Annotated in this window: 14 protein-coding genes; 11 read left to right on the top strand and 3 right to left on the bottom strand. The window is 44.5% G+C overall.

Annotation, left to right across the window (positions count from 1 at the left end; genetic code table 11):
* The first annotated feature begins 15 nt into the window (after positions 1 to 15).
* The 11 genes from JJQ94_RS07690 (at position 16) to JJQ94_RS07645 (ending at position 11,556) form a co-directional block, all read left to right on the top strand.
* Positions 16 to 2,811 carry a TonB-dependent receptor gene (locus JJQ94_RS07690; RefSeq protein WP_099029025.1) on the top strand — a complete coding sequence of 932 codons (2,796 nt, stop codon included), beginning with the start codon at positions 16 to 18 and terminating at the stop codon, positions 2,809 to 2,811.
* A gap of 85 nt (positions 2,812 to 2,896) precedes the next feature.
* Positions 2,897 to 4,234: a DUF5690 family protein gene (locus JJQ94_RS07685; protein WP_236596562.1), complete on the top strand. Its 1,338-nt coding sequence runs from the start codon at positions 2,897 to 2,899 to the stop codon at positions 4,232 to 4,234.
* A 13-nt stretch (positions 4,235 to 4,247) separates the two neighbouring features.
* Positions 4,248 to 5,057 (top strand): phosphonoacetaldehyde hydrolase, encoded by an 810-nt coding sequence (gene phnX / locus JJQ94_RS07680; RefSeq protein ID WP_099029023.1) that lies wholly within the window; start codon positions 4,248 to 4,250, stop codon positions 5,055 to 5,057.
* A complete protein-coding gene (locus tag JJQ94_RS07675; protein ID WP_099029022.1) occupies positions 5,057 to 6,475 on the top strand; it encodes an FAD-dependent oxidoreductase in 1,419 nt (472 codons plus the stop codon). Before phnX ends, JJQ94_RS07675 begins: the two co-directional genes overlap by 1 nt.
* Complete coding sequence (locus tag JJQ94_RS07670; RefSeq protein WP_099029021.1) at positions 6,472 to 7,020, top strand: HD domain-containing protein; 549 nt, start codon at positions 6,472 to 6,474, stop codon at positions 7,018 to 7,020. Before JJQ94_RS07675 ends, JJQ94_RS07670 begins: the two co-directional genes overlap by 4 nt.
* A gap of 80 nt (positions 7,021 to 7,100) precedes the next feature.
* Positions 7,101 to 7,793, top strand: a complete 693-nt coding sequence (locus tag JJQ94_RS07665; protein ID WP_099029020.1) for a UTRA domain-containing protein — start codon at positions 7,101 to 7,103, stop codon at positions 7,791 to 7,793.
* Positions 7,794 to 8,212: 419 nt separating this feature from the next.
* A complete protein-coding gene (locus JJQ94_RS24305; protein ID WP_017217180.1) occupies positions 8,213 to 8,338 on the top strand; it encodes a hypothetical protein in 126 nt (41 codons plus the stop codon).
* 142 nt (positions 8,339 to 8,480) lie between these two features.
* Complete coding sequence (locus JJQ94_RS07660) at positions 8,481 to 9,278, top strand: tyrosine-type recombinase/integrase (RefSeq protein ID WP_099029019.1); 798 nt, start codon at positions 8,481 to 8,483, stop codon at positions 9,276 to 9,278.
* A 2-nt stretch (positions 9,279 to 9,280) separates the two neighbouring features.
* Positions 9,281 to 10,291 carry a hypothetical protein gene (locus tag JJQ94_RS07655; RefSeq protein ID WP_099029018.1) on the top strand — a complete coding sequence of 337 codons (1,011 nt, stop codon included), beginning with the start codon at positions 9,281 to 9,283 and terminating at the stop codon, positions 10,289 to 10,291.
* A gap of 48 nt (positions 10,292 to 10,339) precedes the next feature.
* Positions 10,340 to 10,825 carry a DUF1643 domain-containing protein gene (locus tag JJQ94_RS07650; RefSeq protein ID WP_099029017.1) on the top strand — a complete coding sequence of 162 codons (486 nt, stop codon included), beginning with the start codon at positions 10,340 to 10,342 and terminating at the stop codon, positions 10,823 to 10,825.
* Between the two features lie 5 nt (positions 10,826 to 10,830).
* The gene (locus tag JJQ94_RS07645; protein WP_099029016.1) at positions 10,831 to 11,556 is read left to right on the top strand and encodes a hypothetical protein; all 726 of its coding nucleotides are present in this window, start codon (positions 10,831 to 10,833) and stop codon (positions 11,554 to 11,556) included.
* 495 nt (positions 11,557 to 12,051) lie between these two features.
* Here the strand turns inward: JJQ94_RS07645 and phnW are convergent, their stop codons facing one another.
* The 3 genes from phnW to JJQ94_RS07630 all read right to left on the bottom strand — a co-directional run bounded on the left by phnW (position 12,052) and on the right by JJQ94_RS07630 (position 15,277).
* Entirely contained in the window at positions 12,052 to 13,158 is a 1,107-nt protein-coding gene (gene phnW, locus JJQ94_RS07640; RefSeq protein WP_099029015.1) for a 2-aminoethylphosphonate--pyruvate transaminase, read from the bottom strand.
* A gap of 160 nt (positions 13,159 to 13,318) precedes the next feature.
* Complete coding sequence (gene galE / locus JJQ94_RS07635) at positions 13,319 to 14,332, bottom strand: UDP-glucose 4-epimerase GalE (protein WP_099029014.1); 1,014 nt, start codon at positions 14,330 to 14,332, stop codon at positions 13,319 to 13,321.
* A gap of 60 nt (positions 14,333 to 14,392) precedes the next feature.
* Positions 14,393 to 15,277, bottom strand: coding sequence for a hypothetical protein (locus JJQ94_RS07630; protein WP_099029013.1), 885 nt, complete (start codon positions 15,275 to 15,277; stop codon positions 14,393 to 14,395).
* Between the last annotated feature and the right edge of the window lie 28 nt (positions 15,278 to 15,305).

The raw sequence follows: 15,305 nt of genomic DNA, 5'->3' as shown, positions 1-15,305 counted from the left end.
TTTGAGAAAAGAGCAATGAAAAAACTAACCCAAATCGCTGCTGCTGTGTTACTCGCCACCAGTCCCAGCTTATATGCTGCGACAGGTAAACTTGTTGGTGTTGTAAAAGACCCACAAAGTAATCTGTCTGGCGCTGTTATCTCAGTAAAAGGCCAAGATATATCCACTGTATCTGATTACCGTGGTCGCTTTGAACTGCCAAAACTGGATGCCGGTCGCTACACCTTAGTCGTGAAGTATATGGGTTATCAGGAAACTGAACTACAGGTGGAAGTGACCGATGGCAAAGTCACTACGTTGTCTCCAATCTTATTAAACCATCAACAAACTATGGAAGAAGTGGTCACGGTTGGGCAAATCTTCCGTGGCGAAATGGCCGCTGCAAATAACCAAAAAAATGCCAGTAATATCAAAAGTATCATTTCTGCCGATGGCATTGGTAAGTTACCAGATAGAAATGCCGCTGAAGCCGTGCAACGTATTCCAGGTGTGTCGATAGAGCGTGACCAAGGTGAAGGCCGTTTTGTTGCAGTGCGCGGTTTACCGTCACAATGGAGTTCGGCCAGCATCAACGGTAACCGCCTTCCAACCGCAGAAGAGGAAACCACCAGCCGCGCCACTGCGTTCGACTTTTTTCCAAGCGAATTGATAGAGTTTGTGGAAGTGTCTAAGGCTATCACCCCTGACATGGAAGGCGATGCGATTGGCGGTAATGTTAATTTCGTGACCAAAAAAGGCGCTGATGATTTTATCCTCAAAACCAACTTTGCTGTGGGCCAAAACGAACTGGCCGATGGCACAAACTATTCTGCCAATGTGGTGTACGGCGACCGTCTACTCGACGACAAGCTGGGTTTTATCATTAACGCCACAGCTTGGCAGCGTGATTGGGCAACCGATAACTATGAGCCGCGCCGTGGTAACGATGGCTTAGGCATTTACCGCTTAGAGCTGCGTGATTATACGGGAACCCGTGAAACTTATGGCTTAAATGGCTCGCTGGAATATCAACTTGAAAACGGCACGCTCAGCGCCAGCGCGCTATATGGCACACTGATTGATGATGAAACCCACTATAAGCACAGGCTGCGTTTTGATAAAGACCGTGCTGAACTGCAGCATATTCGCAACGAACTCATCACCGAAATGCAAGGCTTTGAAATTGCAGGTGAGCATGACTTTGGCTTTGATAAAACGCTCTCTTGGCAAGTAGCCACGTACGAAAATGAGTTTCGCTATGGCGACAAACCCAACAGTGAAGACAATAGCTATTTTGTCGCCCGTTTTGATCAAAAAGAGGTGGGATATGTTGGACTTGAAGACCGCGATACCGGTAAAAATTATGCCTACAACCAAGTAGATGGCGGCAGCGATCCTTGGAATGCCATTAGTAATCACTTCCCCTCGGGCTTTACACTCGATCCAAGCAAAATGGGGTTGTCTTGGGTTGAGCTATACAAGGTCTACGTCAACGAAAAAGACAGACTGGTGGCCAATGCTGACTTTAACTGGCAATACAATAACCAGCTAGCCGTTAAGTTTGGGGCAAAATACCGCGATAAAGTCCGTAAAGCTGACTTTGCCGATGAATTTTACGCGTGGGACAGCGAACAATATGGCGCAGCGCCAACGCTTGCAGACTTTGCCTTAAGCGATCAACCCGGTCGCAGCGATTACTTAAGCGAAGCCAAGTTTGATTATCGCACGCAGCTGTCACAAGTGGCTTCCACCGATGCTCTTGCTCAGTTTTGGACGCAAAATCGCAATAAGTTCAAGCTAGATGCGGGAGAATCAGCACTCATCAGCAACGGTGGAGCACTGGGCAGAAACTTTGATGTTGAAGAAATCCACACCTCGCTCTACGGTATGGCAACTTACCAAGCCAGCGACAACTGGGAAGTATTAGGCGGCTTACGCGTTACCCGCACCGATACCGAAGTGTCTGGTTACACCTATTTAGCCGACGAAGACAAAGTTGTTGAGACCACCAACAGCAATGATTATTGGTCAATTTTACCTGCACTACATGTTACCTATCGTGCCAATGACGATACCAATTATCGCCTCGCACTAACTCGCACCTTTGCCCGTCCTGACTTTGGTTCGTTAACACCAGGCGCAACTTACCTGGAGCAGGACAACCAGCTTAACTCAGGAAACCCAGCGCTCGACCCTACGTACTCAAATAATCTCGACTTGATGGTGGAACATTATTTTGACCGCGTTGGCTTGGTCTCTGCGGGGGTATTCTACAAAGATATCCAAGACCCAATCTTCCAAGCCACCAGCGTTGGCAATTACAACAACAAGCAAGGCGTGACCATCATCCGTCCTGAAAACGGCGATAGCGCTTGGCTTGCGGGCATTGAGCTGGCGTTTAACCGCGACCTTGGTTTTATTTCTGACAGTTTGAGCAACTTTGGGGTAATGACCAATGCGACCTTTATGGATTCTGAAATGCAGATCCCAGAGCGCACAGAAAAAGTGGCCATTCCACGTCAGGCCAATGAGCTTTACAACTTTACGCTGTATTACGACGACACCCGTTTTGCAGCTCGAATAGCACTTAATCATAAAGGTGCTTATATCGAAGAGCACGGCGGCGATAGCCAATCGGATAGCTACTATGGCGCCAATACCAGCGTCGACTTTACAACGTCATACCAACTTAACGAACAAACGTTAGTTTACCTAGAGCTGAGTAACCTCACCAATGAAGCATTACAGTACTACCAAGGTGAGCAAGGTCGTCCATTACAGGTGGAATACTATGGTATCCGCGGCATGGTCGGCATTAACTACCAATTTTAATACCAATTCACTTGATTAAGCCGATTGGTATACACCGGTTGACGGGCAATCCACAAAGGATTGCCCTCGAATTACCGAGGATCCTATGATGTTGCAGATCACACTATTTAACGCCCGCCCGCGCTGGCTAAAAGACGCCCAAGGTATCGGCTTTGTGCTATTTGCCGCAACCAGTGCGTTTATGACTTACTTTTGTATGTACGCCTTTCGTAAGCCATTTTCGGTCAATACCTATGAAGCCTTTGATGACCCAAGTTGGGTTGTTAGCTTTAAAATTGCCCTGATCCTATCGCAAGTGTTTGGCTACCTATGCGCGAAATTTATCGGCGTTAAAGTGATTGCTGAAATGCAGCATCATTATCGCGGCCGTGCGATTTTGGCCATGATTTTAGCCGCCGAGCTCGCACTGGTGCTATTTGCCGTTACTCCTACGGGCTGGAATCTGGTTTGGCTATTTGCCAATGGTCTCTCCCTTGGCATGATCTGGGGGCTGGTTTTTAGCTTTTTAGAAGGTCGTAAAACCACCGAAATCTTAGGTGCGGTACTCAGCGTGACTTTTATTCTAGCCTCAGGATTGGTCAGAACTGTGGGCAAATGGCTGGTGAGTGAACTCAATGTGCCTGAACTGTGGATGCCAGCGGCAACCGGAGCGATTTTTCTGCCGCTGCTTGTACTCAGCGTTGCTTGTCTTAATAGCATTCCTGAACCTACACAAGAGGATGAACAATTACGACAAAAGCGCGCGCCAATGGATGGCAAAGCCCGGCTGGCGTTTTTTAAACAGTATTGGTTTGGAATAACCGTACTGGTGCTTAGCTTTTTACTCTTTACTGGCTTTCGTGACTTTAGAGATAACTTCTCAGCCGAGATCTGGCAGGCCTTAGGTTATGGGCAAGAACCCGCGATTTTTGCTTATGCTGGGATCCGCATCGCCTTTATCGTACTCATTGCGCTTGCCGCTTTGGTGTTAATTAAAAATAACCGCATCGCATTTTTTGCCAATCATGGCTTTGTCTTACTGGGGGCTATACTGCTGGCTGGCAGCACCTATTTATACCAAACCCAAAGTCTCGATCCTAAAACTTGGATGGTACTGCTGGGGGCTGGTCTTTATATCAGTTATATCCCCTATAACTGCTTTTTGTTTGACCGCATGATCTCAGCGGTTGGCTCGACTGCGAACGCCGGTTTTTTGATTTATCTGGCGGATTCGGCGGGCTACATCGGCTCAGTGGGCATTTTGCTCTATAAAACTTTTGCCACACCTGAGCTCAGCTGGCTGCACTTTTTTACCATGGCTTGCTATTGGGTGGCGTTTATCGCAAGCGCCCTGGTAGTGAGCTCAATTATTTATTTTGCCGTGAAATTAAAGCGACCACATAAGGCGTCAACGCAAGTACGCGCTACGGCAATTCCTAGCTAGGAGTCTTAGCAATATGAAACACATTGAAGCGTTAATTTTGGATTGGGCAGGTACTGTAGTCGACTATGGTTCGATTGCTCCCACCAGTATTTTTGTTGAAGCATTTAAGCAGGCGTATCAATTTGATATTTCCTTGGCTGAAGCGCGCGGCCCGATGGGAATGGGCAAATGGGATCACATTAATACCTTGCTACAAATGGACAGCGTCCGCACCCGCTGGATAACGCAATTTGGTCAGGCACCGAGTACGGCAGATGTTGACCATATTTATCAAACCTTTATGCCGCTTCAACAAGCAAAAGTCGCCGACCGAGCTGCCCCCATTCCGGGCGTGCTTGCGGTGATCAAACGTTTGCAACAACAAGGCGTTAAGATTGGCAGTTGTTCTGGGTATCCCAAGCCTGTGATGGACGTATTAGTGCCTGCTGCTGCCGATTATGGTTATCAGCCAGATTGTGTGGTTGCCAGTGATGAATGTGCGGCAGGCTCTCGCCCTGGCCCTTGGATGGCGTTAGAAAATGTACAACGACTTGGAATTAATCGCGTATCAGGATGCATAAAAGTCGATGACTCCGCGCCGGGAATAAGCGAGGGATTAAATGCCGGCATGTGGACCGTTGGACTTGCTTTAACGGGTAATGCGGTGGGGCTTAGCGAAGAAGAATGGACTGCGCTCGGTCACGAAGAGCAAAGTGCACGCTCACTGAGCGCTTATCAGCAGCTTGGCGAGGCAGGTGCGCATTATGTGATTGATTCACTGACTGATATCGAAATGGTTTTGGTGGATATTTCTGCTCGTATCGCCCGTGGAGAGCGCCCGTAATGCATTTTCAGCCTTTTTGGTTTGATGAAGCAATCACTCAAGCCGATATTGAAGTCGCAGCAAGCGCGCCGCCTCATGGCGCGTTAGATACCCAAGTTTGTATCATAGGTGGTGGCTTTACTGGCCTTTGGACAGCCATAACGCTGAAAAAGCAAAAACCTGAACTTAATATCGCCATTATTGAAAAAGACCTCTGTGGACAAGGTGCTTCGGGTCGTAATGGCGGTGCCATGCTGACATGGTCGACCAAGTTTGCCAGCTTAATTAAAGAGTTTGGCCTAGAACAAGCCTGCTTTTTAGTGCGCCAGTCGGAGCAGGCCGTTCATGATATTAAAGCCTTTACCAGCAAGCACGAGATTGAATGTGATTGCCGCGTTGATGGTACTTACTATACGGCTTCAAATCACAGCCAGCGTAATGCCTTTGGCCCCATTACCACCCTACTCGAGCAACACCAGCTTAATGCGTGGCAAACTCTGGATAAAGCGCAGTTGCAAGCAACCGGCTCTAATGCCAACCTTGCTGGAATTTACTCCCCCCATGCCGGTAGTGTTCAACCCGCCAAGCTTGTGCGTGGACTGATGAAGGTGGCAAAAACCCTTGGGGTCAAGGTATTTGAACACACCCGCTACCTAAAGCACCAAGGCCAAGACACGCTAACCATTACCACAGACAAAGGTGAGATCAGAGCCAATCAGCTAGTATTTGCGGTTAACGCTTGGCTGCCAAGCTTATTGCCGCAATTTTCTCGCAGCGTGGTGTTGGTTTCGAGCGATATGGCGATCACCACACCAGCACCTGAAAAGCTTGCGGCAATGAGGCTAAACCACGGCGCTCCGGTGATTGATGCTCGCATTTTTGTGAATTACTACCGCACTACCTCAAGCGGTCGATTAATGCTTGGCAAAGGCGGGAATTATTTTAGTTTCAATAACCAAGTGAGAGACACCTTTCACCGCGCTAGCCGTTATCAAGCCATTCTTGAACGCTCATTTAGCCATTTTTTTGCACATCACCAGCTCGAGATAGAAAGAACCTGGACCGGCCCCTCAGACCGAAGTGTCTCTGGCATGCCTTTCTTTGGTCATTTAAATGGTCAAGCTAATGTGTTTTATGGCAGCGGTTACTCAGGCAACGGCGTGGTGCAATCCTATTTAGGTGGACAAATCTTAGCGAGTCTACTGCTTAATCAACATAACGACTGGCGTCACTGCGCCTTGGTCAACCAAACGCTTAAACAGTTTCCCGTCGAGCCATTTCGCACCGCGGGGGCCTTAATGGTGAGAAATGCCATTCGCCGTAAAGAAAGCGCAGAGGATAACAACACGCCACCGCATAAACTCGATGTTTGGCTTAGCAAGCTTAGTGGCAGCGCAGCAAAATTAGATCCGAACGTGAAGCAGGAGTATATAAAGTGAATGCCATTGCACAAATAAAACAGCTATTCGAGCAATATGGTCACGCGACCTATGACGAGGCATGCAGCCAAATTTACCATGCCGAGCAATGCGCCACCCTCGCGAAAGAAAGTGGTTATGATCAAGCGACCCAAATCGCTGCATTTTTACATGATATTGGCCATTTTGTTGCTCAGTCTCAGAAGAACCTGGACTTTACCCCACAAGGATATAGCAATCATGGCGATTTAGGGGCTGATCATTTAACTCAACTTGGTTTTGACCGCGCGGTGACAATACTGGTGCGCAAACACGTAGATGCGAAACGCTATCTGGTCAGTATGGATGAGGAGTATTACCAAACGCTCTCTCCTGCCAGCCAATTAACACTAACAAGACAAGGCGGAAAAATGAGCCCCGAAGAACTTTCGGCATTCTCCAAGCTGCCTGAATTGGACGCCATTATCACGCTGCGTCGTTTTGATGATTTAGGGAAAGATCCGAGTTTAGCCGTTTTGCCTAGTAGTTATTGGTTTAGCCAGATAGAAGCCTATTTGGCGAGTTAGGCCAATCTGAATTTACAAGTCTATTTATCCTGTCATAAAACGATAGTAAGCTTGTCACAAAAGGTTTTATCGACTCAATTATGCTGCTTTATCAACGTATTCGAAACCATATCCAAGCGCTGCTAGCCGCTGGCAGCATGACGCCCGGTGCCAAATTGCCTTCAGAGCGTGCGCTGCAAGAAACATTTAGCTCAACACGGATCACTGTCCGTGAAGCCCTAGCACGACTAGAAGCCGAAGGACTTATCTTTAGCCAAAAGCGTCGTGGCTGGTTTGTCACCCCCGAAAAACTCAAATGGCATCCAGCTAAAAAAGTGAACTTTAACCACCTTGCCATTGAACAAGGCTTTACACCAACAACTCAAGTAGTGGCAATTAATGCCCCTTCCACAGAGCCTGAGTTTAGCCACTCTCATTTTGACGGCCAGCCGGTGTATGAACTAACCCGAGTACGCGCGTTAGATAGTCGCGCAATAATGATGGAACAGATCTATTGTGCAGCCGAACGTTTTGCCGACTTGCACAACCAACCGCTGGATGGTTCAATCACAGATGTGATGTCGACCCACTACCAAGTTGACGTCAGCTTTGAACAGTGTGTAATAAGCGTCACCGTACTACCCGATGACGTTGCCGACAAATTAGAAAAGAACAGCGGCGCGCCTTGTTTAAAGGTACTGCGCGCCCGCTATGACGCCGAGCAAGCACTGGTGGATTACAATATTGAATATTGGCTCCATGACGCCATAGAAATGATTGTTGAAGGCGTGTAACCCCCGTCCCCGTAGGTCGTGCTTTAGCACGACAACCTTTCCAGAGCTACTGCCGCGTCAAAAACACCTTCATTAATTCTATATTCTACGTCTAAATGCGAGTTAGTGGTGGAATACTCTTGTATGCAAGAAATTAAGCATTATTGCAAATGATTCTCATTATGTTATAATAAAATTATGAATCGACAAAAACTAAAATAAATAAGTCGTTTCATTCACTCCTAGAAAAACCAATCTCATGTTTATATTTTTACTGCTGTCTTACTAAAGAATTGCGGTTTTCTGCTGCGTGCAATTCCATATTCATTCTAATTCAACATTATGTCCAACATGGGTTTTGTTAGTGTTAGTACACAGCTTAAGTATTGAAGTAGATGCTGGCTCTAGGATCATATAAAAATAAATATAGGAGTCGTAAGATGTCCAAAATTAGCAACAAAAAAACTAGTGATAACAAAACAACGAAAAATGACTTTCAAAAAGGTTTCAAGCAAGGAATAGCTTCTTGGTTGATCCGAGAGCTGCTAGAGGCATTCTTCAATTAAATTTAGTCTATCAAATTGCAAAGGCTGATTAAGCCTTTGCACTCCAAATGACATTTCCAATATCACCCCAAAACACGGCGCATGTGAATTTTATAGACTAAAATATCATCTATATTGGAATTTGGTGCTGTTCGGGTGTTATATGCCATTTACAAAAGGTCATAAGCCAATGCGAAAAAGGCCAGTTTCTGATGCTGTGAAGCGATTAGAAGCAAGCAAAAAAGGTGCGGGTAAAATAGAGAGTAAAGCGCAGCTAAAACACATCTTGGCTAATGCGAATCGAGGTGAGACAGCTGAGAGAAACGTTGCATTAATTTGGTTTTTGTTCGGCTCGCTAACGCGCATTGGTGAGACTTGCCATCTTAAAGTTAAAGATGTATTTACTCATTCAGGGGAGCTTAAATCAATTTTCAGAATGAAAGCTAAGTACACCAAAACAGGTCAAAGTCGTGATTGCGCTTTAGTATTAAAACAGCAACGTAAGGCAATTTGGTCGTGGCGTGACAAGCGCATAGCGGATAAAGCCATGTTATCAAGTGATGGTAGTTATGGTGGTTTAAATGGCGACAGCCCTTTATTTTTAGCTAGAAGCGGGAAGCGCTGGGTAACTCTGTCGTTTAACGTAAAAAGGTATCAAACCAAAGACGGGCAAAAAGAAACGCTAGTCTGTAGCAGTATGGAGAATTACGTTAGAAACCTGTTTAAGAGCTGCGGCTTCAAGCAAGGCTCAAGCCACTCAGGGAGAAAAAGCACAGCCAGCTTACTGTCTGACGCAGGCGTGCCGTATGACGTTATACAAATGGCTATAGGCCATGTAAGCGATGATATGACCGACACATACATAATACCTGATCCGCAAAAATTAACAGACGCACTGAATAACTTATACAAGTCTGTTCCACCTTTAGGGATGTCAATTGACTGGTTGCAAAAGGAATAATAGTGATAGATCTAAAAAACAATCTAAGGAATGAACTTAACGCAGTTTCAATCTCAATTTCAAGTAAAGAACAAGAAGTAGCTAAAGCAAAACGAAAGTACGATATTAGTTTCTCTTGCACTGTAGGCATTCCAGTTATGCTGCTTATATGGCAAATGTGCGCGACTAGTGATTCCATAATAATTGATCATAGTGACCCCGTACTATGGGCTGCAGTTAAAGATACTTTTTCTGTAACGATTGGCTCTTTTGGTATCTTTGCTGCTCTAACAGGGATGCTAGGTTTTAATCACAGAGCTAAACAATTAGATCTGCAGCAATTGAGAGCCAGCAAACAAACCATAATGACTGAATTGCAATTTGAGTTGTCGAACGATCAATTTAAGTTGGCCAATAAGCAATTTAATTTAGCAACCGTGCAGAACAAAACAAACCAAGCAAGAGAAAATCTAAAACTTTACTACGAACATGTAAAAATTTTTGAAACAGAATTGGAGCATATTGCAGATAGATTAGAAAGATTGCATGGCGAACCGCATAATTTAGGAATAGACAGTCGTCAGCTATACAAAACTTTCTTTGTAAATAACTCTCCAGTCAATGGAGTTCTCGCGCATGATCCTGTTTGGCCAATAGAAGCTAATAGCTGGGAAGGTATGTCGTGTGGGTCTTTTCAATGCTATTTGAATCAATTGAAGTTGTACATTAAGAATTATCCGCTGTTGCCAGATGCAATGGCGGATTTCAAATATGAAGTTCGAGTATTAGTTGACATTTACAATACGTTAGCAAACTTTGGGTTTGCAAAATTGATAAAAGAAAAATCTATCACAGATCAAAAAACTCAATTTAAGTACGTAACTGACCTTGTATTTATGTATGACTTCTTGAATCAATTAGGATTACTTTCACTAGCACAACGTAATGAAATACTTGGCTGTACTTACGATATTTTTGGAGGCCTGTTCTGGCCTTATCAAGTAAAGAGCATATCCGCTAATTTAGAAGACTAGATTCACGGATATGCGGTCATCAACACTAATTGGAATGCGGGAGTTGTTATGTCGGCAATTTTAAGCCCATGTAGAAAGTATAGGTATAGGCTAGAGCGAGACGTAGAGCCTCAAGGCCATAAAGTGATTGCATATTTCGGAATAAATCCTAGTACCGCTGACGAAGCTATAGATGACCAGACTGTTAGAAAGTGGCGTGGGTTTACTGAAAGAAATGGTGGTAAACGCTTCATCGTTGGCAATGTATTTGGTTACAGGGCTACGAATGTAAAAGAGCTAGCAACAGTGATAGACCCGATTGGAAGTGAAAACTTTGCTCATATTTCTGATGTAATTTCTGAAGCTGACATTCTTGTTCCTTGTTGGGGTAGTAGAACAAAGCTACCAAAGGAGCTAAGGGAGAATTTAGATAATTTTATGGCGATGTTAATTCAATCAGATAAACCAGTTTATTGTTTTGGAAAAACAGCCAGTCAAGATCCGAAGCACCCGCTTACGCTTAGTTATGATACAAAATTAGTGGTGTGGGAATAACTAAAATGGAAACCTGGAATCGAGAAACTTTACTTCACTACGCTCAAAATAATCAATCAGAGAAAGATATATCAAAATTGAAGAGGGCTATTAGCTCTGTAGTTGAAACTCAAATGCTATGCAACTACCACTACCGTACATTGCAAGCTTTACTTGACGAGCACATGCGCAATAACCCTACAGAAAGTTGTTTATTTAGATCAAGGTTCAGTGGAGATGCCGAGGCGAATAACAAAAATTTTGAATTTACATTAGGATGTAGAGCCAACATTATCGCTATCGTAAGAACTTTACATTCGTTGTCAGACATAGTGAGTTTTGTAATTTATCTGGGGCTAGGCCTTAACCTAAACAAGAGTACAAAGCTACCTAATTCTAAGATCACCTTGTACCATGTAAAAATAAAACTTGAAACACACACCAAATACATGGAACTATTACTTCTTTTAAATCGACTCACCGACAACACCGATTATAAACACCTCGGCAGGCTGAGCAACCAAACAAAGCATTCAAGTATTGTAAGGCCACTTTCCCATTTCAACCTTAAAGAAAAAGGCATAGAACGTTATCAGTTCATCTTTGAAGAAATTGAAACACAACCTGGTTCAAATGAAAAATTTGCAGAAACTAGCGCAATACCTCTAATTGAGAAAGAGTTTAAGCGGCAGAACGACATTGTAATTAATATTTTGCATTGTTTGGACAAACTAGTATCAGCAGCCATATAAAAAAACCGGTGAAAGCCAATATTGGAATACGTACCATTGCTTACGCTGTGTTTATTACATACACCTGAGACTTTCCAGCTTCTGTTAGCACTGCGATAACTTGTGATTTGGTAAAACGTGATTTTTCTTAGTTAACCTCCTGCTTTAATGAGTGCTGAAGACTCCAATTATGCATGCCTTATTTTATGGGAAGGTGATAGCTCAGATTAGGTCATCGTTAACACAATTGAAGATTCGCTACTCATTTATTTAGCTAAAGGGGTGTAACCCCCTTAACCCATCGCCGCGTAAAGCGTCTCCTACCCTAACGGCTTACCAGTATTTTGCTTTAGTAATAGCAATCGCCACGTAAAGTGCCTCCCACCCTAACGGCTTACCAGTATTTTGCTTTAGTAATAGCAATCGCCGCGTAAAGCGCCTCCCACCCTAACGGTTTACCAATACTTTGCTTCAGCAATAGCAATCGCCGCGTAAAGCGTCTCCTACCCTAACGGTTTACCAGTATTTTGCTTGTGCGATAGCTTCGAGTAGTCCGCTAATGTCTGCGGCATACACTTCGCCAATATTACCGATCCTAAAGCAATCTGCGTTTGATACTTTACCGGGGTATATTACATATCCTTTTTGCTTCAATACTTCATAAAAGCGCTTAAACTCATAGCTTTCGTCACTTGGTGAATAAAAAGAAGTGATAATAGGTGAATGCATGGCTTCTGGTAACAAGGCTTCAAAACCAAGGGCTTTCATGCCGCTAACGAGCTGTTTTTGATTTTGGCTGTAACGCTTAAATCGCGCAGAAGCGCCTCCCTCTTGCGCCAATTCTTCCAGTGCTTTGGCAAAAGCCCTGACAACATGCGTTGGCGAGGTAAAACGCCATTTACCATGATGATTTTCCATGGTTTTCCACTGGGCGTGAAGATCCAAAGAAAGTGAACGTGCTTGTCCTTCAGAGGCAACCAGCAGCGCCGTTTTTGCGATCACAAAGCCAAAACCTGGAACACCTTGAATACACTTATTGGCTGAGCTAATGAGGATATCAATTTGCCACTCGTGCATATCCATCTCAATGCCGCCAAAACTGCTCATGGCATCAAGGATCATTACTTTGTTGTGATGTTTCACAAGCTCCGCTACGCGTTTAGCCGGATTCAGCATCCCCGTTGTGGTTTCGCAGTGTACCATTGCTACGTGGGTGATCTCAGAGTGTTGCTCAAGCGCTTGTGAGATCTGCTCAAGTTGCGGCAGTTCGGTTTCAACAAAATTGAGCGCTATCACATTAATATTTAGATAATTGGCTATCTCAATGATACGCGCACCATAGGCACCATTATTGATAACCAGTAAAGTGCCAGACTTAGGAATAAAAGTCCCAATAGCCGCCTCTACACTTGCTGTACCACTGCCTTGCATTAAGGTTGCGCTGTAGTCACTGCGATACTGCGGATCTGCAACCGCAATTTCACAAAGTTGCTTGCGAATAACTTGCACCACACCTTGGTTATATTCATCATCCCAAGTGCACCAGTCTTTCAACATGGCTTCTTTCACGGTGTGAGAGGTACTGAGTGGGCCTGGCGTCAGGAGTAAATAATCGTTGTTCATAACTTGCCTCTAAACTGGTCTATACCAGATTATTTAACCGAGTTTAGGTGACAACGGCATGACAGTTTTATGAAACTAAGATTGATGTAGTAATGATGTTCAATGAAGCCTCGCCTTTACCCTGAATGGCAAAGGCGAAGAGAAGCAACAGATGTTCAGGTTATTTATACCCATTTGGATTATTGCTTTGCCAGCGCCATGTATCTTGCATCATGGCATCCAGTCCACGCTCTGCATGCCAGCCTAATTCAGATTTGGCTTTTTCAGGCGCAGCGTAACAGGCGGCAATGTCGCCATCGCGACGCGGTTTAATGTCATACGGTATAGCTTTGCCCGCTGCTTTTTCAAACGCGGTAACCATCTCTAGTACCGAGTAGCCATTGCCGGTACCTAAGTTATAGATATGTGTGCCTGCTGCTACTGCGATTTTCTCAAGTGCTTTTAAATGGCCAATAGCAAGGTCAACCACGTGAATGTAATCTCTCACGCCCGTACCGTCTTTGGTGTCATAGTCGTTGCCAAAGACGCCTAAACTCGCCAGTTTACCAACAGCAACCTGTGAGATGTAGGGCAGTAAGTTGTTGGGAATACCATTTGGGTCTTCACCAATTAGCCCCGACTCGTGTGCGCCAACCGGATTAAAGTAACGCAAAATAGCAAAGGCCCAACGCGGGTCTGATTTAGCAACATCCTGTAATACCATTTCAACCATCAGCTTTGACGTACCATAAGGATTGGTTGTGCCACCGACAGGGAAATCTTCACGAATAGGAAGGCTGGCAGGATCTCCATAGACCGTCGCTGACGAGCTAAAAACAAGCTTAAATACATTGGCGTCACGCATTGCCTCAAGCAGCGTCAACGTACCTTGGACGTTGTTTTGATAATACTCGATTGGCTTTTGAACCGACTCTCCTACGGCTTTTAAGCCTGCAAAGTGGATCACTTCTTCAATATCATATTGCGCGAATACACTATCAAGAAATGCCTTATCAAGAATATCACCTTGATGGAATGTAGCTTCCTTTCCTACTATCTCAGCGACCCTATGTAATGAAGTCTGCTGAGAATTGCTTAGATTATCTACGACCACTACCTTTTTGCCTTGCTGTAGCAGCTCTAATACAGTGTGAGAGCCAATATAGCCTGCGCCACCGGTTACGAGAATCGTCATATCTATTCCTATGGTTGTTGTCTATGCATTGCGTTTAACATGCAATTTAATGTATCGCTATCAGTCTTCGCTGTGGCATACAAATGCCAGCTTGTTATCAAAAAAGCTCAAGCGAGAGATTGAAGTCTGACAGTAACTTCTTAAGTTTCTTAATAAGTGAACTTTTTTAGGCGCATTTAAATCTCGGTAATAAATCTTGTTATCCAATGAGTACGCCACTTTATTATCATCCAACCAGGTATAATCTTGCACTTGACTGGGAAGAGCAAAAAATCGCTGAATATGATCGCTCTCTCTGTGGTAGGTTGCGAACCACATCAAGCCATTGACTTGATAAGTAAAAGCAAACACGTCACGCGCACGGTTGTAAGACAAAGTTCGACCAATATCTTCGGCAAGAATTTGTGGTAAATGACCGTTAATATCTGTGTACTGTAAGGTATGCGGGGCACTCTCAGTCGCACCTAAAATAAACATGATCAGATCTTGATTGCTCCCCCAAGCATGATACCCCACAGGTTCGATATGCTCAAAAACACGACTTGGTTTTGTAACCTGATCAAACGGATAAAACCACAGTTTTTGCTTACCGGATCCCTCAACCACAATCGTCGTTAACCCTTTCCCATTGGGATGCAGTGTGGGCGAATATTCGGAGACAGGGGATTGAGTGAGGTTTGTTGTGTTTTGGCTTTGCAAGTCGTAAAAAAACAGATCCGTTTGGCTATTACCATCAGCGCTTACTTCCGCGGTATAGTAAACCCCAGAGTCGGTCACTAGCGGCTGATTAAAATACGCGGTGTTTTCGGTAATTGGTTTAGCACTGAAATGTTCACCTAATTCAGCTAGCCAAATTTGGCTTTTGGGCATGGCTGAATAAGCTGGTAAACAAGACGCGAAAGCGAATAGACAAACTGCGAGCTTCACACGCATTAAAATGGGCATGGACGTTCCTTTGATTTTTCATTGTAGT

The sequence above is a fragment of the Pseudoalteromonas sp. GCY genome, assembly GCF_016695175.1.
In the GTDB taxonomy this organism is placed as follows: Bacteria; Pseudomonadota; Gammaproteobacteria; order Enterobacterales; family Alteromonadaceae; genus Pseudoalteromonas.
This window is presented reverse-complemented; position numbering and strand designations above follow the sequence as displayed.

Bases quoted from the DNA above. Each gene is read 5' to 3' on its own strand.
- JJQ94_RS07690 (WP_099029025.1), top strand. From the start codon at position 16: ATGAAAAAACTAACCCAAATCGCTGCTGCTGTGTTACTCGCCACCAGT.
- JJQ94_RS07685 (WP_236596562.1), top strand. From the start codon at position 2,897: ATGATGTTGCAGATCACACTATTTAACGCCCGCCCGCGCTGGCTAAAA.
- phnX (WP_099029023.1), top strand. From the start codon at position 4,248: ATGAAACACATTGAAGCGTTAATTTTGGATTGGGCAGGTACTGTAGTC.
- JJQ94_RS07675 (WP_099029022.1), top strand. From the start codon at position 5,057: ATGCATTTTCAGCCTTTTTGGTTTGATGAAGCAATCACTCAAGCCGAT.
- JJQ94_RS07665 (WP_099029020.1), top strand. From the start codon at position 7,101: ATGCTGCTTTATCAACGTATTCGAAACCATATCCAAGCGCTGCTAGCC.
- JJQ94_RS24305 (WP_017217180.1), top strand. From the start codon at position 8,213: ATGTCCAAAATTAGCAACAAAAAAACTAGTGATAACAAAACAACGAAA.
- JJQ94_RS07660 (WP_099029019.1), top strand. From the start codon at position 8,481: ATGCCATTTACAAAAGGTCATAAGCCAATGCGAAAAAGGCCAGTTTCT.
- JJQ94_RS07650 (WP_099029017.1), top strand. From the start codon at position 10,340: ATGTCGGCAATTTTAAGCCCATGTAGAAAGTATAGGTATAGGCTAGAG.
- JJQ94_RS07645 (WP_099029016.1), top strand. From the start codon at position 10,831: ATGGAAACCTGGAATCGAGAAACTTTACTTCACTACGCTCAAAATAAT.
- phnW (WP_099029015.1), bottom strand. From the start codon at position 13,158: ATGAACAACGATTATTTACTCCTGACGCCAGGCCCACTCAGTACCTCT.
- galE (WP_099029014.1), bottom strand. From the start codon at position 14,332: ATGACGATTCTCGTAACCGGTGGCGCAGGCTATATTGGCTCTCACACT.
- JJQ94_RS07630 (WP_099029013.1), bottom strand. From the start codon at position 15,277: ATGCCCATTTTAATGCGTGTGAAGCTCGCAGTTTGTCTATTCGCTTTC.